Source organism: Rhizobium sp. CBN3 (assembly GCF_030518245.1).
GTDB classification, from domain to species: Bacteria; Pseudomonadota; Alphaproteobacteria; order Rhizobiales; family Rhizobiaceae; genus Rhizobium; species Rhizobium aethiopicum_A.
Genome location: NZ_JAULSE010000012.1, coordinates 41,488 through 62,166 on the forward strand (window position 1 = coordinate 41,488; position 20,679 = coordinate 62,166).

19 protein-coding genes and 1 tRNA gene are annotated in these 20,679 nt (G+C 62.3%); 15 read left to right on the forward strand and 5 right to left on the reverse strand.

The window, feature by feature from the left end:
- Positions 1-181 precede the first annotated feature (181 nt).
- Positions 182-739, forward strand: coding sequence for a TetR/AcrR family transcriptional regulator (locus QWJ46_RS18865; protein ID WP_302752837.1), 558 nt, complete (start codon positions 182-184; stop codon positions 737-739).
- A 1-nt stretch (position 740) separates the two neighbouring features.
- On the opposite strand, the gene QWJ46_RS18870 is transcribed toward QWJ46_RS18865, so the two are convergent.
- Complete coding sequence (locus QWJ46_RS18870; RefSeq protein WP_302752839.1) at positions 741-4,244, reverse strand: hybrid sensor histidine kinase/response regulator; 3,504 nt, start codon at positions 4,242-4,244, stop codon at positions 741-743.
- A 221-nt stretch (positions 4,245-4,465) separates the two neighbouring features.
- Here QWJ46_RS18870 and mscL point away from each other — a divergent pair, with 221 nt between their 5' ends.
- The 6 genes from mscL to QWJ46_RS18900 all read left to right on the forward strand — a co-directional run bounded on the left by mscL (position 4,466) and on the right by QWJ46_RS18900 (position 11,822).
- Entirely contained in the window at positions 4,466-4,903 is a 438-nt protein-coding gene (gene mscL / locus QWJ46_RS18875; protein ID WP_302752840.1) for a large conductance mechanosensitive channel protein MscL, read from the forward strand.
- Between the two features lie 120 nt (positions 4,904-5,023).
- Positions 5,024-6,190, forward strand: coding sequence for a pyridoxal phosphate-dependent aminotransferase (locus QWJ46_RS18880; protein WP_302752841.1), 1,167 nt, complete (start codon positions 5,024-5,026; stop codon positions 6,188-6,190).
- Positions 6,191-6,394: 204 nt separating this feature from the next.
- Complete coding sequence (gene galE, locus QWJ46_RS18885; protein ID WP_184459318.1) at positions 6,395-7,429, forward strand: UDP-glucose 4-epimerase GalE; 1,035 nt, start codon at positions 6,395-6,397, stop codon at positions 7,427-7,429.
- Between the two features lie 115 nt (positions 7,430-7,544).
- A complete protein-coding gene (locus QWJ46_RS18890) occupies positions 7,545-9,506 on the forward strand; it encodes a bifunctional diguanylate cyclase/phosphodiesterase (RefSeq protein WP_184459317.1) in 1,962 nt (653 codons plus the stop codon).
- An 83-nt stretch (positions 9,507-9,589) separates the two neighbouring features.
- Positions 9,590-10,642, forward strand: a complete 1,053-nt coding sequence (locus tag QWJ46_RS18895; protein ID WP_302752843.1) for an enoyl-CoA hydratase/isomerase family protein — start codon at positions 9,590-9,592, stop codon at positions 10,640-10,642.
- 241 nt (positions 10,643-10,883) lie between these two features.
- The gene (locus QWJ46_RS18900) at positions 10,884-11,822 is read left to right on the forward strand and encodes an MBL fold metallo-hydrolase (RefSeq protein WP_302752844.1); all 939 of its coding nucleotides are present in this window, start codon (positions 10,884-10,886) and stop codon (positions 11,820-11,822) included.
- Between the two features lie 48 nt (positions 11,823-11,870).
- Here QWJ46_RS18900 and QWJ46_RS18905 read toward each other — a convergent pair whose 3' ends face one another.
- A complete protein-coding gene (locus QWJ46_RS18905) occupies positions 11,871-13,931 on the reverse strand; it encodes an ATP-dependent helicase (RefSeq protein WP_302752846.1) in 2,061 nt (686 codons plus the stop codon).
- A gap of 102 nt (positions 13,932-14,033) precedes the next feature.
- Entirely contained in the window at positions 14,034-14,300 is a 267-nt protein-coding gene (locus tag QWJ46_RS18910; protein ID WP_302752848.1) for a hypothetical protein, read from the reverse strand.
- A 153-nt stretch (positions 14,301-14,453) separates the two neighbouring features.
- On the opposite strand from QWJ46_RS18910, the gene QWJ46_RS18915 reads away from it, so the two are divergent.
- Positions 14,454-14,717, forward strand: a complete 264-nt coding sequence (locus QWJ46_RS18915) for a hypothetical protein (protein ID WP_302752850.1) — start codon at positions 14,454-14,456, stop codon at positions 14,715-14,717.
- Positions 14,718-14,941: 224 nt separating this feature from the next.
- Here QWJ46_RS18915 and QWJ46_RS18920 read toward each other — a convergent pair whose 3' ends face one another.
- On the reverse strand, positions 14,942-15,184 hold the full coding sequence (locus QWJ46_RS18920) for a DUF982 domain-containing protein (protein WP_285193378.1): 243 nt from the start codon (positions 15,182-15,184) through the stop codon (positions 14,942-14,944).
- A 261-nt stretch (positions 15,185-15,445) separates the two neighbouring features.
- Here QWJ46_RS18920 and QWJ46_RS18925 point away from each other — a divergent pair, with 261 nt between their 5' ends.
- Entirely contained in the window at positions 15,446-15,886 is a 441-nt protein-coding gene (locus QWJ46_RS18925; protein ID WP_302752854.1) for a hypothetical protein, read from the forward strand.
- A gap of 22 nt (positions 15,887-15,908) precedes the next feature.
- Here the strand turns inward: QWJ46_RS18925 and QWJ46_RS18930 are convergent.
- A tRNA-Thr gene (locus QWJ46_RS18930) sits at positions 15,909-15,983 on the reverse strand.
- Between the two features lie 156 nt (positions 15,984-16,139).
- Between QWJ46_RS18930 and QWJ46_RS18935 the strand changes: the two genes are divergently transcribed.
- From QWJ46_RS18935 to QWJ46_RS18960, 6 genes are all read left to right on the forward strand, one after another.
- A complete protein-coding gene (locus QWJ46_RS18935; protein ID WP_010034782.1) occupies positions 16,140-16,334 on the forward strand; it encodes a hypothetical protein in 195 nt (64 codons plus the stop codon).
- Positions 16,335-16,426: 92 nt separating this feature from the next.
- Positions 16,427-17,719, forward strand: a complete 1,293-nt coding sequence (gene murA / locus QWJ46_RS18940) for a UDP-N-acetylglucosamine 1-carboxyvinyltransferase (protein ID WP_184457147.1) — start codon at positions 16,427-16,429, stop codon at positions 17,717-17,719.
- A 157-nt stretch (positions 17,720-17,876) separates the two neighbouring features.
- Positions 17,877-18,308 carry a DUF2948 family protein gene (locus QWJ46_RS18945; protein ID WP_064800610.1) on the forward strand — a complete coding sequence of 144 codons (432 nt, stop codon included), beginning with the start codon at positions 17,877-17,879 and terminating at the stop codon, positions 18,306-18,308.
- A gap of 57 nt (positions 18,309-18,365) precedes the next feature.
- Positions 18,366-19,661 (forward strand): histidinol dehydrogenase, encoded by a 1,296-nt coding sequence (gene hisD, locus QWJ46_RS18950; RefSeq protein ID WP_302752859.1) that lies wholly within the window; start codon positions 18,366-18,368, stop codon positions 19,659-19,661.
- A gap of 8 nt (positions 19,662-19,669) precedes the next feature.
- Positions 19,670-20,143, forward strand: a complete 474-nt coding sequence (locus QWJ46_RS18955) for a UPF0262 family protein (RefSeq protein ID WP_184457151.1) — start codon at positions 19,670-19,672, stop codon at positions 20,141-20,143.
- Between the two features lie 5 nt (positions 20,144-20,148).
- Positions 20,149-20,625 carry a low molecular weight phosphatase family protein gene (locus QWJ46_RS18960; protein ID WP_184457153.1) on the forward strand — a complete coding sequence of 159 codons (477 nt, stop codon included), beginning with the start codon at positions 20,149-20,151 and terminating at the stop codon, positions 20,623-20,625.
- The last annotated feature ends 54 nt before the right edge of the window (positions 20,626-20,679 follow it).

Below are 20,679 nucleotides of genomic sequence, written 5' to 3' on the forward strand. Positions count from 1 at the left end.
CCCTTAAAGCTAAGCCGTTGCGTTAGCTTCATGTAATGTAGGCGCCTCGTAAAGGCAAATTATTTGCGTTTATGGTGCTGTCAAAGATTTTGAACTTTCGGAATCGATGCATGTCGCCCAAAAGTGTGCAGCGGTTTTGGGCCGACGACATGCATATAGAGGCAAAAGTCGGGTTGCAGGCATGGCAGTGAAAGACAATCCCCGTCCGGGCGGCAGAAGCGCTAGGGTTCAAGCATCCGTGCACAAGGCGGTGCGCGAGCTATTGGCCGCAATGAGCCGCGCCGAGGTGACCATCCCGCTGATCGCCGGAAGGGCGGGTGTGACGCCGTCGACCATCTACCGCCGCTGGGGCGACCTGCAGGCGCTGCTTGCCGATGTCGCCGTCGAGCGGCTGCGGCCGGATATGCAGCCGGTCGATGCCGGCAGCGGCAAGGCCGATCTTCAGGCCTGGGCCGAGCAATATGCCGAGGAAATGTCCTCCGGGCCGGGCCGCGAGATGATCCGTGATGTGCTAGCGGCGCAAGCGGGCGCCAATGCCTGCAAATGCTGCGAATATACCCGCCAGCAGATCGTCGTCATCGCCGAGCGGGCAAAGGCCCGCGGCGAGCGCTTTCCGGATGTCGATCGCGTCATGGATCAGCTCGTGGCGCCGATCATGTACCGCATCCTGTTCGGCGACGTGCCGGATACCGCGCGAGTGAGCGATCTCGTCGCCCGCGTCATGAACACGGCGGACTGACTTACTCTGCGGCCGCACGCTTGAGGCCGGAAATCTGGGTGATATAGGCGCGCAGTGCTGCCGGCCGCACCGGCTTGTGCTGGACGGCGATGCCATATCGCTCGGCCTCGCTGCGCACTTCAGGCGTGCGGTCGGCGGTCACAAGCAAAGCCGGAATATCGGCGCCGAACTGCCGGCGCAGATGCAGGATCGCGGCAATGCCGGTTCCGTCGTCGAGATGATAGTCGGCGATGGCGAGATCCGGCGGCCCGTCGCGGCCGTCGCTCGATATCACCTCGGCGAGGCAATCCAGCGCCGTGACCTCGCAACCCCAGCCGCTGAGCAGCAGCCGCATGCCTTCGAGAATCTTCGGCTCGTTGTCGATGCAGAGGATCTTCAGCCCCTTGAGCGGCTGCCCCGGGCGGTCGGCGGGGACGGCGGCGGCTGCGGCCTCGGCCGGGCGCGAGATGTCGAGCGGCATGGCGATGCGAAATTCAGTGCCCTTGCCATGCGTCGACTGTAGCTCGACCGGATGGTTTAGCACGCGGGCGATGCGGTCGACGATCGAAAGGCCGAGCCCGAGGCCGGAGGCGGTTTTGGCGCCTTCGTCCAGCCGGGCGAATTCCTTGAACACCGTGCGGAATTTCGACGGCGGAATGCCGATGCCGGAATCGATCACCTGGATGATCACCTGGTTGCCGCGCCGCCGCGCGCCCACCAGAACCTTGCCGGTTATCGTGTATTTGATGGCGTTGGAAACCAGGTTCTGCACCAGCCGGCGCAGGAGGTTGGGGTCGGAGCGGACCCTGAGCGATGTCGGCATGACCACCAGCTTCAGCTGTTTTTCGCGGGCGATCGGCGCGAAATCGGTCTCGATCCGTTCGAGCAGATCGGAAAGTGCGACGGAGGCAAGCCGCGGCCGCATCGCACCGGTATCGAGCCTCGATATGTCGAGCACGGCGCCGAGAATGGTTTCGACCGATTCCAGCGCGGAGTCGATATTGCGCACGATCGGGCTGTTATCGGACTGCGCCATGCGCTCGACCAGTGCGGAGGAATAGAGCCTGGCGGCATTCAGCGGCTGCAGAATATCGTGGCCGGCGGCGGCGAAAAAGCGGGTCTTGCCGATATTCGCCTCGTCGGCGGCGGCGCGCGCCTCGCCGAGTTCGCGGTTGACGCGGGTCAGTTCCGCCGTGCGTTCGGCGACGCGCTGCTCCAGCGTCTCATTCGCCTGCTTCAGCGCCTGGTCGGCGCTGACGCGCTGGGTGATATCGGTGAAGGTGGCGACGATCCCCTTGTCCGGCATGGCGTTGGAGCGCACTTCGATGATCCGCTCGCCGCCGCCGAGCACCAGCGAGAAGGGTTTGTCGAGCGTCAGGAAATGCCGCACCGTCTGGCTGAGATCGCCGGGCGCGATATCGCCGCGCTGACTGAGCGTGGTGACGATCTCGGACAGGGGGAAACCGACCTGGCCGGCACTTTCCGGCAGATCCAGCAATTGCCGGAAGCGCCGGTTCCAGATGGTCAGCCGGTTGGAACTGTCGAAGACGGCGATGCCCTGGTCCATCTGCGAAAGCGCGGTCTGCAGCATGTCCTGGTTATATTGCAGTGCCTCGCTCGCCTGGTCGAGCAGCCAGGCGGTGTCGGAAGAGGCATCCTCGATCTTCTGCAGGATCAGCGACAGTACCAGCCGGGCCGAGGACGAGCCGATGGCGCTGCCGAGCAGCTGTTCGCTGAAATGGATCAGCGCCATGTCGGCCGGCTGTTCGTCTTCCAGCTTGCGGCCGGAGCTTTGTTCGTAGGTCGTCAGCGAACGCTGCATGCGTTCTTCGCCGAGATAGCGCGAGATCGCCGCCTTGAGATCGCCGACGCTGATGCGGGTCTTCCAGCCGCGCGTCGCAAATTGCGAGCGTGAATGCCGCTTGACGAAGATGCCGGCCTGGATGCGCTCCAGCGGCCTGGCATTGCGGGTGAGCGAGCCGACGATGAAGAAGGCGGTGTTGACGAGCAGGCTCATGACGGTCGCATTGACCAACGGGTCGGCATCGGGCGCGGCAAACAGCGTCGTGCCCGGAAAGATGAAGCCGAGCACGGCGCTCGCCACATAGGAATAGTCGGGGCCGCCGAGCGAGGGCAGGAACAGCAGGTAGATCCAGATGACGAAGCCGGAGGAAAGCCCGAGGATCGCGCCGCGGGCATTGGCCCGCCGCCAGATCAGCCCGCCGATGAGCGCCGGGGCGATCTGCGCGATGGCGGCAAAGGAAAGGAGGCCGATCGAGGCAAGACCGGCGGTGCTGTCGGTCGAGCGGTAATAGGCGTAGCCGAACAGCAGCACCGCGAAGATGGCGCTGCGGCGGATATTGAGCAGCGTCTTGGCGAAATTGTCGCGCTGGCTGGCGCGGCCGGCGAGTTTGCGCCTGAGGAAGATCGGCATGATGATGTCGTTTGACACCATGATCGACAGCGCCACGGAATCGACGATCACCATCGCCGTTGCCGCGGAAAAGCCGCCGATGAAGGTGATCAGCGACACCACCGGCATCTCACCGGCGAGCGGCAGCGACAGCATGTAGAAATCGGCATTGCCCGCGCCGCCGAAGGTCAGCAGCCCGCCGATCGCTACCGGCAGCACGAAGAGATTGATGGCGATGAGGTAGGTGGGAAACAGGAAGCCTGCGAGTTTCAGCTGTTTCGGCGTCCGGTTTTCGACGACCGTCACGTGGAATTGCCGCGGCAGCAGAATGATCGCGAAGGCCGACAGGAGGATCAGGGTGATCCAGCGGCTGATCGGCGTGTGGTAACTCAGCGCCGACATGACAAGCCCATTGTCGACGGTCTTCTGCCAGAGATCGCTCGGGCCGTCGAAGAGAAACCAGATGACGCAGATGCCGGCCGTCAGGAAGGCGACGAGCTTGACGACGGATTCCATCGAGACGGCGAGGATCAGCCCGTCCTGGTGTTCGGTCGCATCCGTGTGCCGGGTGCCGAACATGATGGCGAAGCACGCAAGCACCAGCGTTGCCAGCAGCGGCAGATCGAGGAAATAGAGATTGCCGCTGCCGATGCCGTAATCGGACGGATTGACCATGGCGCTGACGGTGCTGGAGATCGCCTTCAGCTGCAGCGCGATATAGGGAATGGTGCCGATCAGCGAGATCAGCGCCACGATGGTGGCGACCGTCGGGTTCTTGCCGTAGCGCGCGGCGACGAAATCGGCAACCGAGGTGAGCTTCTCGGCCTTGGCAAGCTCGATGATGCGGCGAAGCAGCGGCATGCCGAGCGTGAAGACCAGAATGGGGCCGATATAGATGCCGGCAAATTCCAACCCGCGCTGTGCGGCAAGCCCGACGCTGCCGAAATAGGTCCAGGAGGTGCAGTAGATCGCCAGGCTGAGTGCGTAGACCACCGGCCATCCGCCTTCGAGAGCGCCTGGGCCGCGCTTCTTGCGGTCGCCATAGCTTGCCACGGCGAAAAGCAGCAGCAGATAGCCGAAGGCAGACGCGAATATGACCCAGCCTGGAAGCATTGACCCTCCGCCGGCGGAAAACCCGCCGGGACCTCCCGCAACCCATTCAGCTTAAGTCATTTCAGAGGCGTTGAAAATTCCCGCCCGTCTAGGCCTTAAGTCAAAGACCGCGGGGGGTATCGCCAAATAATTGCGATTGCCGATTGATTAATTGCAGTGAAGATGGTGCTAATGAAACCCATCGCATACTCTCTGAAATGCATCGAAGGGAGACGCAACCGATGCTCAACGATTTCAAGGCCTTCATCGCTCGCGGCAATGTCATGGATCTGGCCGTCGGCGTCATCATCGGCGGCGCCTTCGGCGGCATCGTCAAATCTCTGGTCGACGACCTGATCATGCCGATCGTCGGCGCCATTTTCGGCGGCTTCGATTTTTCCAATTATTTCCTGCCGCTGTCGTCGGCCGTCAACGCGCCGACGCTGGCCGCCGCCCGCGCCCAAGGGGCGGTCTTCGCCTATGGCAGCTTCCTCACCGTCCTCATCAATTTCCTGATCCTTGCCTGGATTATCTTCCTGATGGTCAAGGCGGTGAATTATCTGCGCCTGCAGGTCGAGCGTCAGGAAAAGCAGGAGCCGGAACAATTGCCGCCGCCGCCGGCCGACGTCCAGCTGCTGACCGAGATCCGCGATCTCTTGGCCAACCGCCCGGCCGTCTGACCGGTCTTCGGCCCGCGTTCGAGCGGGCCGCTATTCATCACGAAAATCGATATGCCATCATTTGTTATCATAGGATTTGCCGGCACAAATCCGCTATGAAGGCGGAAACCGGAGATATGCATGTCGATCGTGAAAAGCCTCAGCCCGCGCGCCATAGCGGCGCCAGAAAGCGGGATCGTCGAAGTCGTCAATTATGCCCGTGGCCGCGAGGGCCTATTGCCGCTCTGGGTGGGCGAAGGTGACCTTCCGACGCCGGATTTCATCAGCAGGGCGGCGATGGATGCGCTTGCGTCAGGCGAGACCTTCTATACCTGGCAGCGCGGCATTCCTGAGCTTCGCCGGGCGCTGTCGGATTATTATGTCAGGCATTTTTCCCTCCGCCTTCCGGCCGAGCATTTCTATGTCACCGGCTCCGGCATGCAGGCGATCCAGATCTGCGTGCAGGCGCTGACTTCGCCTGGCGATGAATTCGTTTATCTCACCCCCGCCTGGCCGAATATTGCCGCAGCCCTCGAAATAGCAGGCGCGCGCTCGGTCGGCGTCACGCTGCAGTTCGAAGGCGGCAAATGGACGGTCGATCTCGACCGCGTCGAAGCCGCCATCACATCCAAGACCAGAGGCATCTTCATCAACACCCCGTCGAACCCCACGGGGTGGACGGCGACGAAGAAAGATCTCGGCGATATCCTGGCGCTCGCCCGTAAACATGATCTCTGGATCATGGCGGATGAAATCTACGCCCTCTATTACTTCGCCGGCGGCCGCGCGCCCTCGTTCCTCGACGTGATGGAGCCGGACGACAAGATCGTCTTCGTCAATTCCTTCTCGAAAAACTGGTCGATGACCGGCTGGCGCGTCGGCTGGATCGTCGCACCGCCCGAGATGGGCCAGGTGCTCGAGAATCTCATCCAATATTCGACATCGGGCGTGGCGCAGTTCATGCAGAAAGGCGCCGTCGCAGCCCTCGATCAAGGCGACGATTTCGTCGCCGCCAATATCGCCAAGGCGGCGCGGTCGCGCGATGTCCTCTGCGACGCGCTGATTGCCACCAATCGGGTCGAGACGCTGAAGCCGGACGGCGCGATCTATGCGTTCCTCAAGATCGACGGCGTTGCCGATAGCCGCAGCGCCGCCATCGACGTCGTCGACAAGACAGGCGTCGGCCTTGCTCCCGGGACTGCCTTCGGCGCCGGCGGCGAGCTCTTCCTGCGCGCCTGTTTCCTGCGCGACCCCGCCCAGGTGGCGATCGCGGCCGAGCGTCTCTGCGATTATATTCTCAAGCGCTGAGAGGGGCGGGGCGCACGCACTGCCGGGACGATTTCGTGCCGGAATCGCCCGATCGATAAAACTGTAGCAAAGACCGAAATCGGCCTCTAACCACGACTCTAAACATACCCGTTCAAAAGCCTTCTGACGGGGCCGTGATAAGAAAATTGGAAAGAAAACCGGCGCCTGATGCCCCTGCTTATAAATGGAAGTGGGGTGTGGGGCATGGCGGTTTTGGTGACGGGCGGCGCCGGATATATCGGCAGTCACATGGTTTGGGCGCTCATCGATGCCGGCGAGGATGTGGTCGTGCTCGACCGTCTCTCCACCGGCTTCCGCTGGGCGGTGGCGCCGGCGGCGCGTTTTTATCTCGGCGACATCGCCGACCCCGACATCCTGAAGAAGATCTTCATCGAAAACGACATCGAGGCGATCATCCATTTCGCCGGCTCCGCCGTCGTGCCGGTTTCGGTCGCCGATCCGCTCTCCTATTACGACAACAATTCCGGCAAGACCCGGGCGCTTCTTTCCGCCTCGGTCAGGGCTGGCATCCGCAATTTCGTCTTCTCCTCGACGGCCGCCGTTTACGGCCAGCAGCAGACGGACCTGCCAGTCAAGGAGACGGCACCCCTCAATCCGGAAAATCCTTACGGTCAGTCGAAGCTAATGACCGAATTCATGCTGCGCGATGCCGCCGCCGCCTATGATTTCAACTATGTCGCGCTTCGCTACTTCAACGTCGCCGGCGCCGACCCGCACCACCGCACCGGCCAGTCGACTTCGGGCGCCACGCACCTCATCAAGGTTGCCTGCGAGGCAGCGCTCGGCAAGCGTGACAGCGTCCATGTCTACGGTATCGACTATCCCACCCATGACGGCACCGGTGTGCGCGACTACATCCATGTCACCGACCTCGCCGATGCGCATCTGAAAGCGCTGCAGCACCTGCGCAGGGACAAGGGCCCGCTCGTCGCCAATTGCGGTTATGGCAGCGGCTATTCCGTGCTCGACGTTTTGAACATGGTCACCCGCCTGCACGGGCATTCCTTCAAGATTCACATGGCGCCGCGGCGCGCCGGAGATTCGGCCAGCGTCGTCGCCGATCCTTCGCTCGCCCGGCAGGTGCTCGACTGGAAGCCCCGCTACGATTCGCTTGAGACCATCGTCCAGAGTTCGCTCGATTGGGAACTCTTCCTGTCGAACAGAAACGTCGACGACCTGCACAGCATCCACCGGGCACTTGCCGCCGCATCCTTTTAATCGGCGCCTGGCGGCAACGGCCCGGTTACCTCCGCACCCGCGGTCTCGCATGATGTGACGTGAATAAGGAAACACCAACTTTCTCTGGCTGGCTCCGGCCGACGGATAAGAGAAGATGAAGAACTTTCTGGCTTCATTGCAGCTGCAAAAAGACAATCCGACGCTTCTGATGGCGCAGTTCCAGGCCCTGTCGTCGCAGATCCCCATTCTCTATATCCTGCTGATCATCAATGCGCTGGCGGTGGCGATCACCCATCTGAAATCCGCGCCGCTGTGGCTGTCGCTCTACATTCCCCTGGCGCTCAGCGTCGTCTGTTTCTTTCGTCTCTGCTGGTGGGAGATCAGGGGCAAGGAAAACATCACCGCCGAGCGGGCCTATCGCCTGATGAAGGTGACGATATCGGGCGCCGGCATCCTGACCGTCGCTTTCGGCAGCTGGTCGATCGCGCTTTACCAATATGGCGATGCGTCGCAGCAAGGCCAGATCGCCTATTTCCTCGTCGTGACCGGCATTTCCTGCATCTTCTGCCTGATGCATCTGCCGATGGCTGCGGCGATGACCACGGTCATCACCTTCTCCGCCATGATCACCACCTTCATGTTCTCCGGCAATCCCGTTTTCGTGGCGACCGCCGTCAGCGGCCTCTTCCTGATCCTACCCTTCCTCAGGGTGATCAACAGCTATTTCCAGAATTTCGTCGGCCTGGTGCAACTGACCGAGGAGTTGAAGAAGAAGCAGGCGGAGGCCGAGGAGCTGAACCTCGTCAACAGCCGCAACGCGCTGCATGATCAGCTGACCGGCCTTGCCAATCGCCGCAGCTTCTTTCTCTCCCTGGAAGAACGGTTGCAGAAGAATCCGTTCTCGCCGCCCGTTCTCGGCATTATCGATCTCGACGGCTTCAAGCCCGTCAACGACGTTTTCGGCCATGCCGCCGGCGATCTCGTGCTCAAGGAAACGGCCCGACGCTTCACTGCTTTGGTTGGCGAGGGGGGTATCGTCTCCCGTCTCGGCGGCGACGAATTCGGCATCATTTTCCCCTCATCGATGACGCACCAGGCGGTCGCCGATCTCGGCCAGGCGCTTTGCGCCGCCGTCCGTGATCCCATCGAAATCCCCGACGGCTCGGTGCGCGTCTTCGGCTCCTGCGGTATCGTCTATCCCGATCTCGGCGAATACACCGCCGAAGATCTCTACGAGAAGGCCGATTTCGCCCTCTACCAGGTCAAGAGCAAGCGCAGCAGCGGCGTCGAATTCTTCTCTGCCGAACACGAAAAGATCCTGACGCAGCGCCACTTGATCGAACTCGAGCTGCAGGCAAACGATTTCGCCGGGGAATTGAAGCTCGATTACCAGCCGATCGTCGAATTGAAGAGCGGCCGCGTCGTCGCTTATGAGGCGCTCGCCCGCTGGGATAGCGCCCGTTTCGGACGCATCAGTCCCACAGCCTTCATTCCCGCCGCTGAGCGCACGGCCGTGATCGGTCGCATGACGCGCATCCTTTTTGCCCAGGCGCTCGAAGCGCTGGCGATCATGCCGCGGCATCTGAGGCTCTCCTTCAACCTCTCGGCCCGCGATATCTGCGATCATGAGACCTCGATGGCGCTGCTTGCCATGATCACCCGCTCCGGCGTCGACCCAAAGCGCATCGAATTCGAAATCACCGAAACCGCATTGCTCTCCGATTTCGACACGGCCGACCGGGTGATCACGATGCTGCGCGCCGCCGGCATCTCGATCGCCCTCGATGATTTCGGCACCGGCTTTTCGAGCCTCAGCCATATTCATCGCCTTGCCTTCGACAAGCTGAAGATCGACAAGGGTTTCGTGATGAATTTCGATCGCGACGCCCGTTGCATGAACATCACTCGCTCGGTCGCCAACCTCTGTCAGAATCTCGGCATCGCCTCGGTCGCCGAAGGCGTGGAAAGCGAAGCGATCGCCGAGGGATTGAAGGCGATGGGGGTGCGTCTGGCGCAGGGCTATTATTTCTCACGGCCTCTGCCGCTGGAACTCGCCATCGAATATGCGGGCCGCTGCGAAGCCGCAGCGTCAGCCCGAGACGCCCTGTCGGCCTGAGCAATCGATCGGTGCTCGCCCGCAAATACTCTGGAGCGATGCCGCATCCTCGTCTATGCATGGTTCAACAGACGAGGTGAACCATGCAGCACAGCGAAGTGATCATCGAACGGCGGGGCACTGCCGGCATCATCCGGCTCAACCGGCCGCGGGCGCTGAACAGTCTGACGCTGCCGATGATCCGCGCGCTTGCCGAAGCCCTTCAGGGCTTTGCCTCCGAATCCGACGTGGCGAGCGTCGTGATAACGGGCGAAGGCGAACGCGGCTTCTGTGCCGGCGGTGATATCCGTGCCTTGCATGAAAGCGCCCGCGCCGGCAATGATCTCGCCGGAACCTTCTGGCGCGAGGAATTCCGCCTCAACCATATGATCGCCGTCTATCCCAAACCCTATGTCGCGCTGATGGACGGCATCACCATGGGCGGCGGCGTCGGTCTGTCCTCGCACGGCCGCCATCGCATCGTCACCGAGCGCACGCGGCTTGCCATGCCCGAAACCGGCATCGGCTATGTCCCCGATGTCGGCGCCACATGGCTGCTGCCGAAGGCACCCGGCGAAGCCGGAACATGGCTCGGCCTGACCGGGCTCGACATTGCTGCTGTGGACGCGATCTATGCCTGTCTCGCCGATGTTCAGGTCGCCTCTTCGCGGCTTGGCGAAGTGATCGAAGCACTGTCGAGCCTGCCGCTCGGCAGTTCGTCGATTGATGTCGATACCTGCTTGCAGGCGTTTGCCGAACTCCAGGGCGAGAGCCGACTGCGGCAGAACGCGGCGGTGATCGATCGCGCGTTTCGTTTCGACAGCGTCGAGGAGATCCTAGCGGCGCTCGCCGGGGAGGAGGGCGAGTTCGCTGCCGAGACGCGCCGCGTGCTACTGACGCGCTCGCCGACCAGCTTGAAGCTCGCTTTGCGGCTTCTGAGAGCCGGCCGCCGCAGCGCCTCACTTGCCGAATGCCTTGGCCGCGAGCTCAGCGCCTGCCTGCAGATGCTGCATAATCCCGATTTCTTCGAAGGGATTCGCGCCGCCGTCATCGACAAGGACCGCAATCCGAAATGGTCGCCGGCATCAGTCGAGGCTGTGGAGCCGGCAACTGTCGAACGTTTCTTGAAACCGGCCGACCCGCCGCTATCACTCTGACGCTGTCATCCTCTGAATGCCGAATGCGCGGCACCGTGGGGCGGGTGAGAGCCTTTTGCTTCCTGTTGCCAGTCTCTTCAATACCAAATCTCCGGGCGCGACGCGACGAAACCATAGGCCGCCCTGTCCTAAAGCCTAGGTTTCTCTCTCCCTTGACCTGATCGACCGCCAGATACGCTTCGGCATAGTGTCCGCGACGTGACCCATAACCGACATCTCTCGATCAAAACAGGAGCGCATCATGTCGCAGGCAGAAGCAAGAACCCGTACGCCTGGTCAGCAGGAGCCTGGCAGTCCGAAACATGAAGAATTGGTTCCGTCGCGTTACGCGGTGCGGATCGGCGAAATTGAAGTGCTGATCATCAGCGATGGTGTGCTGCCGCTTCCGACCGCGATGCTGGGACATAACGCCGAGGAGGCCGACCGGGCAGTCTGGCTGGACGATATGTTCCTGCCGCGGGACGCTTTCGACTGGGCGCTGAACGTGGTCCTGGTGCGCAGCGGCGGGCAGACCATCCTCATCGACGCCGGCTTGGGGCTGGATCCGGACTTGAACTTGCCGCGCGCGGGTCAGTTGATCAAGCGACTGGAAGGCGCCGGCATCGATCTGGCATCCGTGACCGACGTGGTGCTGACGCACCTGCACATGGATCACATCGGCGGCTTGCTGGTCGAAGGGGTCAAGGACCGGTTGCGCCCCGACCTCAGGATCCACGTGGCGGCCGCCGAGGCCAAGTTCTGGGAAGCACCCGATTTCAGCCACGTGTCCATGCCGCCCGGCTTCCCGGACGCGCTTCGGGCGACGGCAAAACGGTTCCTGAGCGAGTATGGCAGCCATCTCACGCTGTTCGACGAGCAATCCGAGGTGGCGCCCGGGGTGGTCGTTCGTCGCACCGGCGGCCACACCCCCGGACATAGCGTGGTTCGCCTGGCGTCCGGCGGTGACAGGTTGACATTCGCCGGCGATGCGGTGTTCGCGGTCGGGTTCGAGCACCCCGACTGGTACAATGGTTTCGAACATGATCCCGAAGAAGCGGCTCGCGTTCGCCTCGATCTTTTGCGGGAGCTGGCGGCGACCGGCGAACAGTTGGTGGCCACGCACCTGCCGTTCCCGTCCGTCGGCCGGGTAGCGGTGGACGGGGAAGCCTTCCGTTGGGTGCCGGTCTTCTGGGACTACTGAGCGCCCAACCCAAACGCGTCGCATGAACTACGCTTCATGCGGCGCGCTCTATCGCCACATCCCGCGCATGCGGGCGCCGACATCGATGCGCACCTGCCGCACCTGCGCTTGAGCGGCGGCGTCCGATTTCACCTGCGGCCAGCTGCAGGCCTCGAAGAACTGCAGCAGCGTCGCGGGAATGAAGCGGCTGCGCGAGGCATAGACGTGCCGGTCGCCCTGCGCGTTCTGCCCATAAGTGAAGAAGCGTTGCGGCACGACCAGATCTAGGCCGTCTCTCGCCCGCGTCATCGCGACGTAGAGCAGCCGGCGTTCTTCCTCGATCTCGGCGGTGGCGCCGACGGCGAGATCGCTCGGAATGCAGCCGTCGACGACATTCAGCATGAAGACCCTCGTCCATTCCTGACCCTTGGCGGAATGGATGGTGGAAAGGATGAGATAATCCTCGTCGAGAAGCGGCACGCCGGCCTGGTCGCTGGTCGCATCCGGCGGATCGAGCGTGAGTTCGGTGAGGAAACGCTCGCGCGAGGCATAACCGCCGGCGATCTGTTCGAGCTGTAGGAGATCGGCCTGCCGGGTCGCGGCGTCCTCATGCAGCCGTTCCAGATGCGGGCCGTACCATTGCCGCGCCAGTCCGATCTCCGCCGGCCAACCGGCCTTGCCGGATTTCAGCTCCTGCAGCATGGCAACGAAATCAGTCCAGTCCTCGCCGGAACGCGGCGGCGCCGGCATTTCGGCCAGCGCCGATATCGGGCGCGCATCCTCGGCCATCAGGTCGAGCGCCTTCTGCGCCGTCGATGGCCCGACGCCCGGCAGGATCTGCATCAGCCGGAAGCCGGCCACCCGGTCGCGCGGGTTCTGGGCGAAACGCAGCGCGGCCAGCATGTCCTTGACATGGGCGCTATCGAGAAACTTTAAGCCACCGAATTTGACGAAGGGAATGTTGCGCCGGGTCAGCTCGACCTCCAGCGGCCCGCTGTGGTGCGAAGCGCGAAACAACACGGCCTGCTGTTTGAGTTTCAGGCCTTCCTCGCGGTTGTCGAGCACCTTGTCGGCGATATAACGCGCCTGCTCGGCCTCATCGCGTACCGAAACGAGGCGCGGCCGCTCCGCCGATTGCCGCTCGGTCCAGAGATTCTTGGTGAAGCGCTCTGAGGCCAGATCGATCACGGCATTAGCCGCCGCCAGGATCGGCTGCGTCGAGCGGTAATTACGGTCGAGGGTGACGACATTAGCGGCCGGGCTGAAGGCACCGGGAAAATCGAGGATATTGCGCACCGTCGCCGCACGGAAGGAATAGATCGACTGCGCGTCGTCGCCGACGACGGTCAGCCCCTGCCCTTGGGGCTTCAGCGCCAGCAGGATCGAGGCCTGCAGCCTGTTCGTATCCTGATACTCATCGACGAGCACATGGTCGAAGCGGCTGCCGATATCCTCGGCAATCACGCTCTCGCCGACCATCTGCGCCCAGTAGAGCAGGAGATCGTCGTAATCGAGCACGTTCTGAGCCTGCTTCGCCTCGACATAGCAGGCGAAAAGCTCACGCAGCTGTTGCTCCCACGCCGCGCACCAGGGAAAGGCGTCGCGCAGCACCTGATCGAGTGCGGTCTCCGAATTCACCGCCCTGCTATAGATCGCAAGGCAAGTGCCCTTGGCCGGAAAGCGGTTTTCCGTCTTGGAGAAGCCGAGATCGTGCCGGATGAGGTTCATCAGATCGGCGCTGTCTTCCCGGTCGTGAATGGTGAAATCGGCATCGAGGCCGATCTGCTGGGCATAATCGCGCAGCAGCCGCGCGCCGATGCCGTGGAAGGTGCCGGACCAGGACAGCGCATCGGCCATGACGCCGGCATTGGCACCCAGCACATCGCGGCAGATGCGCTCGACACGCCGCGCCATCTCGGCGGCTGCCCGGCGCGAGAAGGTCATCAGCAGGATGCGGCGCGGATCGGCGCCCTTGACGATCAGATGGGCGACGCGATGCGCCAGCGTGTTGGTCTTGCCGGAGCCGGCGCCGGCAATGACCAGCAGCGGCCCGGCAATATGGCTGCCGTCGGTGAGCGTGCCGTGCTCGACGGCTAAGCGCTGCTGGGGATTGAGCTTTTCGAGATACATCCAGCCGTCCGGTCGGGCTCCCGCAGAATCACTGCGAGAAGATTAGATGTTCCTTGAATGTTCGCGATTTCGCCCGCTGTCAAGCCTGCGGCGCGGCGATCCTCAATCAGGGAAATCCGGTCCCACTTCGCGTCGTACCAGCTTCAGGCTGCGGTCCGGCTGAAGAATATAGGTTTCCTCCACACGCTGGCCCGTCTCGTTGTAGAACTGGTTATAGACCGCGCTGCCGACCGGCGACTTGGTGAGCTTGGTTCGCGGCTGGCCGCCATAGGTGATGCTGCCGGGAATCGGTTCGAGCGCGGCCGTATCGGCCGAGGAGCAGCCGGCTAGCAATACCCCGGCAAACAAGGCGGGCAGAAACGCTTTCATCGCAGTCATCCCTCTTCAGACTGCCGACAGATATGGAAAGCGTGGCCTCTTTCACCAAGGGCTGACTGATGCGCAGTGGGCTGTTGCGGCGTTGAGGGAACCAAAGCGCCGCCCCAGGTGTTGAAAAGCCGACCCGAAACGCTGGAGACCATCATGCAGACGCTTCTTCGCCTCTGGGCGTCCACCCTGATCATCGGCTGCGGCGTCTTTGCCGGCTCAGCCTATGCATCGCTCGAGACGGGCATGGATTATTCCGCTTTGCCGAAGGATCAGATCGCCCTCAACGAATATACCGGCAGTGTCGCCTGCGAGCCGGCGGAGCCGCACTACCTGCCGTCCTTCATCCGCGCGGCTGACGGCACGATCATCGGTGTGGGATATATCGAGATGGAGAATGAGGCCGGCGCGGATTGCTGAAACCGATCCGCTCGAACGAGGCTCGCCTGCGTTTCCGGATGACGAGCCTCTGACCGTCATCATGACGGCTGGATGTTTTCTATCGAAACAGCTGGCTCAGGCGCAACGCCCTTTGCGCCAAAACCCCGCACCCCCTCGATGCAGGGTTAAGTGAAAATTAAACAATGTATCGTTCCGGCACGGTTTGCTGACCAAATCGGAAACGACCTGATGCCCTTGTTGGGTCAATGCAGCTTCAGCTTCGCCTCTTCGGCCGCCGCCAGGAACTCGGCTCTCGCCTCCTCCACGCTCTTGCGCCCGTCGAGCGCTGCCCGGCAGGTGCTGCGCGCCTTGATATAATGAAGCCCGCGCGAACTCGGCCAGAAATCAGCCAGGCATTTCAACGCATCGAACGGCCCGGTAACCGTTCGCGCATCGGCATCTTCGAAACCGACCGTGACCGGGCTGTTCCATCGTTCAGTTGCCATCGATGCTCCTCCACGATTGTCGACAGAAACAGGATGCTGCGCCTCCCATTCTCAGGACGGACGCCGCCATGGTAGGCATTCTAGCGCGATTTTTGCCGTCAACAATGGTGAATCGTTTGTTGCTGATCAGGCGAATGCCAGCTTGAGTGAGGCGGATCGCCTGGGTGTGCGCGACCGGAGCAATTTTGAGTAGTCGCAGATAAGTTGTATGGCGCTAGCGCGCTGCTACCGCTACCGTGCTCGGAAAGCTGGGGGCTCGACATGGGTTTCGATCGAAATTTGATTCAGGCTGCTTTTCTCTCAGTGGCGCTGGCAATGCCGGCGTTCGCCGGCGGCGCAGAGATATCAGCCGAAGACGCTCTCCTGACGCGTATCTCCATTGAAATCATCCCCAAAATGCAGCGGGAATATTTACGCAACAACCTTGAGCGACTGGTGAAGGGGGAGACGATAGATATCGCCGCCTGGATAGTATCAGAAAGCCTTGATCGATGGTATGTCGAGGGCATTTTTGATGGGGTTAATGCGCTACCCCACGCGCCAATCCCAGGTGAGGTGGTGGTAACCGGCGAACTGATCCAACGGTGGGAGTCATCCCCGTTCCTACCTTATTATCTCGAAGTCACTGAAATTCCCGTCTATGCTAATGGCAGCATTCTGCTTCCCGTTTGTCGCCAGGCTGGCGGAACGAGCGCGAAATAGTGTCCGCGGCCTAAGAGAAAACTGGTGCTGCCGAGTGGGATTGAACCACCGACCTCACCCTTACCAAGGGTGTGCTCTACCACTGAGCTACGGCAGCAGGACCAGATCCGCATGGAGCCAGCCGGCTCAATTGCGGGAACGGGGCGGCTATTGCCACAGCTTGACGATAAGCGCAAGCCGCAAAATCCAACTTCGCGTGGATAGAGGTGCAGGGGACTTTTGGATCGGCGCGAATTCGGCTAATTCTGTTCACATGAACGACAAGACCGAAACCGGCCAGCAGAGCCGTAAAGAGGCGATCGAGGCACAGGCGAAACTGCGCCGCGAGCGCGCCGCCGAAAAGCTCAGGGAAAATCTCTCGAGACGCAAGCAGCAGGTGCGTGCCCGCCGTTCCGGCCAGGCCGATGAGACAAATGGATTGCCCGCCGCAAAAATGGACGAATCGTAATGTTCCGTCCGGGGCGAATTGAAGCCTCCTCGTAAATCCCCTAAACACCTCACTCCTTCTTTCAAGACAGAACTTTCAGGAAGTAAGCGCACATGGATCGTATCAGAATTGTCGGCGGTAATGAGCTGAATGGCATCATTCCCATTTCCGGCGCCAAGAATGCCGCACTGCCGCTGATGATCGCCTCGCTTCTGACCAGTGATACGCTGACGCTGGAAAACGTGCCGCATCTGGCCGATGTCGAGCTTCTGATGCGCATCCTCGGCAATCACGGCGTCGACGTAGCCGTCAACGGCCGCCGCGAGCGCCAGGAAGACTCCTACGCCCGCACGATCCATTTCACCTGCCGCACGATCGTCGATACCACCGCCTCCTATGAACTCGTCTCGAAGATGCGCGCCTCCTTCTGGGTCATCGGTCCGCTCTTGGCGCGTGAGGGCCATTGCCGCGTGTCGCTGCCGGGCGGCTGCGCCATCGGCACGCGCCCGGTCGATCTTTTCATCGAAGGCCTGACGGCGCTTGGTGCGACCATGGAGATCGATGCCGGCTATATCAATGCCAGGGCGCCCGACGGCGGTCTGATCGGCGCGCGCTACACCTTCCCGAAGGTTTCGGTCGGCGCCACCCATGTGCTGATGATGGCGGCGACCCTTGCCCGCGGCACGACTGTCATCGGCAACGCCGCCCGTGAACCCGAAGTCGTCGATCTCGCCAACTGCCTGAACGCCATGGGCGCCAAGATATCGGGCGCCGGCACCTCGACCATCACCATCGAAGGCGTCACCTCGCTTTCCGGCGCCCGCCACCGCGTGCTTCCGGACCGCATCGAGACCGGCACCTACGCCATGGCCGTCGCCATGGCCGGCGGCGACGTCGTGCTCGAAAATACCGATGTGGCGCTGCTTGAAACCGCGGTGGAAACGCTGCGCCGCGCCGGCGCCGAAATCTCCGCCACCAATAACGGCATGCGCGTCAGGCGTAACGGCGCCGGCATCAAGCCGGTCGATATCGTCACCGATCCGTTCCCGGGCTTCCCCACCGATCTGCAGGCGCAGTTCATGGCGCTGATGACCCGCTCCTCCGGCATCTCGCACGTCACCGAGACCATCTTCGAAAACCGCTTCATGCACGTGCAGGAGCTTGCCCGGCTCGGGGCCAGGATCACGCTCTCCGGCCAGACGGCGAAAATCGAGGGGGTCCAGCGCCTGCGCGGCGCGCCCGTCATGGCGACCGATCTGCGCGCCTCCGTCTCGCTCGTCATCGCCGGCCTTGCCGCCGAGGGCGAAACCACGGTCTCCCGTGTCTATCACCTCGACCGCGGTTTCGAGCGGCTCGAAGAGAAGCTGACCCGCTGCGGCGCCGTCGTCCAGCGCATCAGCGAATAAGAGACACCTTCATTCCGGTTGCGTAATCGGCCGCAGCATCTTATTTCCCTTGTCTGACGCATCGCCATTCCGGCGATGCCTGTTAAACAGCAAGAGCATGATGTCGTCCGAAAACCGCTCGCATTTTTCGGCAACATGCTCTGGGGATTGAGCCTGAATGACCGACCTGAAGCTTGTTGCGCTTGATGACGAGGACCTCGCGATCATATCTGCGCATATGCAGGATAGCGTCTTCAAGGTCGGCGACATCGACTGGTCGCCGCGCGGCGCCCAGTTCGCGCTTGCCGCCAACCGCTTCGTCTGGGAAAGTGCTGCGCGCAAGCGCAGAGGTTTCGAGCGCCGCCGCGCCGCTCTGGTGTTCAAGCGCGTGCTTGCCGTCCGTTCGCTCGGCATCGATCGCGGCAAACGCGATGAGGTGCTGTCGCTGCTGGCGCTGCGTTTCGAGAAAAAGGGCGAGGGGCCGGATGGCACGATCGAGCTGGCGCTATCGGGCACGGCCTCGATTGCGCTCGACGTCGAATGCATCGAGGTCCAGATGGCCGATATCGGCGGCGCATGGCAGGCGGCTTCCAAACCCCGCCACCCCTGAAGGGCTTGACGCCTGAAGTTTGAACATCGCGGTTCGAGTTGAGAAGGAATACAGCTCTTGGCAATCTGGCTGGATCAGGCATCGGAAGGTTTCGAGCAGCATTTTGCCGCTTTTCTGACGACGAAGCGCGAAGTGTCCGAGGATGTGAATGCCGTCGCCCGCGCTATCATCGATGATGTCAGGGCGCGCGGCGATGTGGCGCTGGCCGAATATTCGCTGAAATTCGACGGCATCGATTTCGCCGCGGTGCCGATGCGCGTCACGCCTGAGGAGATCGACGCCGCGATCGAGGCGGTGCCCGCCGAGGTGCTTGGCGCGCTGAAGCTCGCCGCCTTGCGCATCGAGAGCCACCATCGCCGGCAGCTGCCGAAGGACGATATTTACGAGGACGATCTCGGCGTCCGTCTCGGCTCGCGCTGGACGGCGATCGAGGCGGTCGGGCTCTATGTTCCGGGCGGCACCGCGAGTTACCCGAGCTCGGTGCTGATGAACGCCGTGCCGGCCAAGGTCGCCGGCGTCGAGCGCGTCGTTATCGCCGTTCCTGCAACAGGCGGCGCTGTCAATCCGGCGGTGCTCGCTGCCGCCAGGCTGGCCGGCGTGACCGAGATCTATCGTGTCGGCGGCGCTCAGGCGATCGCCGCTCTCGCCTATGGCACCGAGACGATCGCGCCAGTCGCCAAGATCACCGGTCCCGGCAATGCCTATGTCGCCGCCGCCAAGCGCCACGTCTTCGGCATTGTCGGCATTGATATGATTGCCGGCCCCTCCGAGGTGCTGGTGATTGCCGACAGGGACAACAATCCCGATTGGATCGCCGCCGACCTTCTGGCGCAGGCCGAGCACGATGCCAGCGCTCAGGCGATCCTGATCACCGATAATGTCGAATTCGGCAAGGCGGTGGAGCAGGCGGTCGAACGCCAGCTGAAGACGCTGAACCGCGCCGAGACGGCAGCGGCAAGCTGGCGGGATTTCGGCGCCGTCATCCTCGTTGGCGATCTGAAGCAGGCTATTCCGCTCGCCAATCGCATCGCAGCCGAGCATGTCGAGCTCGCCCTCGCCAACCCCGACCGGCTGCTCGACGGCATCCGCAATGCCGGCGCGATCTTCATCGGCGCTCATACGCCCGAGGTCATTGGCGATTATGTCGGCGGCTCGAACCATGTGCTGCCGACGGCGCGTTCGGCGCGCTTCTCCTCCGGTCTTTCGGTGCTCGATTTCGTCAAGCGAACCTCGATCCTGCGCCTGGGGCCGGGTGAGCTGCGCACCCTCGGCCCGGCGGCGATCGCGCTTGCGGTCTCCGAAGGCCTCGATGCCCATGCGCGGTCGGTCGCGATCCGCCTCAACCTCGATTAGGTGAGGGGATGGCGGCGGGCGATTTCCGGCTTTGCGACGTCGTCCTCGACGATACGATCGGCCGTTCGACGCCCGATGTCGAGCATGAACGCGCCGTCGCCATCTTCGATCTCATCGAGGAGAACAGGTTCGAGCCGCTCGGTCATACCGGCGGTCCTTACCGGCTGAACATCTCGCTGATGGATTCGAAGCTGGTGTTCGCCATCAAGACGGAAGAAGGCGGCGATGTCGCCACCCATATCCTGTCGCTCACCCCTTTCCGGCGGATCGTCAAGGATTATTTCATGATCTGCGAAAGCTATTACGAAGCGATCCGATCGGCCACGCCAAGCCGCATCGAGGCGATCGACATGGGCCGGCGCGGCATCCACAATGAAGGCTCGCAGACGCTGAAGGACAGGCTGGCGGGCAAGATAGAGGTCGATTTCGACACCGCCCGGCGCCTGTTCACCCTGGTCTGCGTGCTCTACTGGCGCGGGTGACGGTGATGGATCTCGGCGCCGACATCGAGGAGGGAAAGAGGCCGGGCGCCATCCTCTTCATGTGCGGTCTGAACGCCATTCGCTCGCCGATGGCCGAAGCAATCGCCCGTAGCATTCTGCCTGCCAATACCTATATAAGGTCTGCCGGCGTTCGCGCCGGCGAGCGCGATCCCTTCGTCGATGTCGTGCTCGAGGAAATCGGGCTTTCCCTTGGGCGCCGCCAGCCGCAGACGCTTGATGAACTCGAGGACGATTATTTCGATCTGATCATCACGCTGTCGCCGCAGGCCCATCACGCCGCACTCGAGCTGACGCGGTCGAACGCGATCGACGTCGTCTACTGGCCGACCATGGATCCGACGGTCGTCAGCGGCACGCGCGAGCAGATACTGGACAGCTATCGCGAAGTTCGCGATCACCTGGCCGGCCTCATCGAAAGCCGGCTGCTCAAACGAAATGGCATTGCCGCGCAATCGGCATGAAAACAAATAAAGGAAAGCCTGATCAACAAGGTTCACAAACCTGCGTTGATTGTG

Excerpts from the sequence above, each read along its gene's own strand:
- mscL (WP_302752840.1), top strand. The coding sequence starts at position 4,466 with ATGCTCAACGATTTCAAGGCCTTCATCGCTCGCGGCAATGTCATGGAT.
- QWJ46_RS18920 (WP_285193378.1), bottom strand. The coding sequence starts at position 15,184 with ATGGCAACTGAACGATGGAACAGCCCGGTCACGGTCGGTTTCGAAGAT.
- QWJ46_RS18925 (WP_302752854.1), top strand. The coding sequence starts at position 15,446 with ATGGGTTTCGATCGAAATTTGATTCAGGCTGCTTTTCTCTCAGTGGCG.
- QWJ46_RS18910 (WP_302752848.1), bottom strand. The coding sequence starts at position 14,300 with ATGAAAGCGTTTCTGCCCGCCTTGTTTGCCGGGGTATTGCTAGCCGGC.
- QWJ46_RS18870 (WP_302752839.1), bottom strand. The coding sequence starts at position 4,244 with ATGCTTCCAGGCTGGGTCATATTCGCGTCTGCCTTCGGCTATCTGCTG.
- QWJ46_RS18890 (WP_184459317.1), top strand. The coding sequence starts at position 7,545 with ATGAAGAACTTTCTGGCTTCATTGCAGCTGCAAAAAGACAATCCGACG.
- murA (WP_184457147.1), top strand. The coding sequence starts at position 16,427 with ATGGATCGTATCAGAATTGTCGGCGGTAATGAGCTGAATGGCATCATT.
- galE (WP_184459318.1), top strand. The coding sequence starts at position 6,395 with ATGGCGGTTTTGGTGACGGGCGGCGCCGGATATATCGGCAGTCACATG.
- QWJ46_RS18880 (WP_302752841.1), top strand. The coding sequence starts at position 5,024 with ATGTCGATCGTGAAAAGCCTCAGCCCGCGCGCCATAGCGGCGCCAGAA.
- QWJ46_RS18905 (WP_302752846.1), bottom strand. The coding sequence starts at position 13,931 with ATGTATCTCGAAAAGCTCAATCCCCAGCAGCGCTTAGCCGTCGAGCAC.
- QWJ46_RS18900 (WP_302752844.1), top strand. The coding sequence starts at position 10,884 with ATGTCGCAGGCAGAAGCAAGAACCCGTACGCCTGGTCAGCAGGAGCCT.
- QWJ46_RS18895 (WP_302752843.1), top strand. The coding sequence starts at position 9,590 with ATGCAGCACAGCGAAGTGATCATCGAACGGCGGGGCACTGCCGGCATC.
- QWJ46_RS18955 (WP_184457151.1), top strand. The coding sequence starts at position 19,670 with ATGGCGGCGGGCGATTTCCGGCTTTGCGACGTCGTCCTCGACGATACG.
- QWJ46_RS18915 (WP_302752850.1), top strand. The coding sequence starts at position 14,454 with ATGCAGACGCTTCTTCGCCTCTGGGCGTCCACCCTGATCATCGGCTGC.
- QWJ46_RS18935 (WP_010034782.1), top strand. The coding sequence starts at position 16,140 with ATGAACGACAAGACCGAAACCGGCCAGCAGAGCCGTAAAGAGGCGATC.
- QWJ46_RS18865 (WP_302752837.1), top strand. The coding sequence starts at position 182 with ATGGCAGTGAAAGACAATCCCCGTCCGGGCGGCAGAAGCGCTAGGGTT.
- QWJ46_RS18960 (WP_184457153.1), top strand. The coding sequence starts at position 20,149 with ATGGATCTCGGCGCCGACATCGAGGAGGGAAAGAGGCCGGGCGCCATC.
- QWJ46_RS18945 (WP_064800610.1), top strand. The coding sequence starts at position 17,877 with ATGACCGACCTGAAGCTTGTTGCGCTTGATGACGAGGACCTCGCGATC.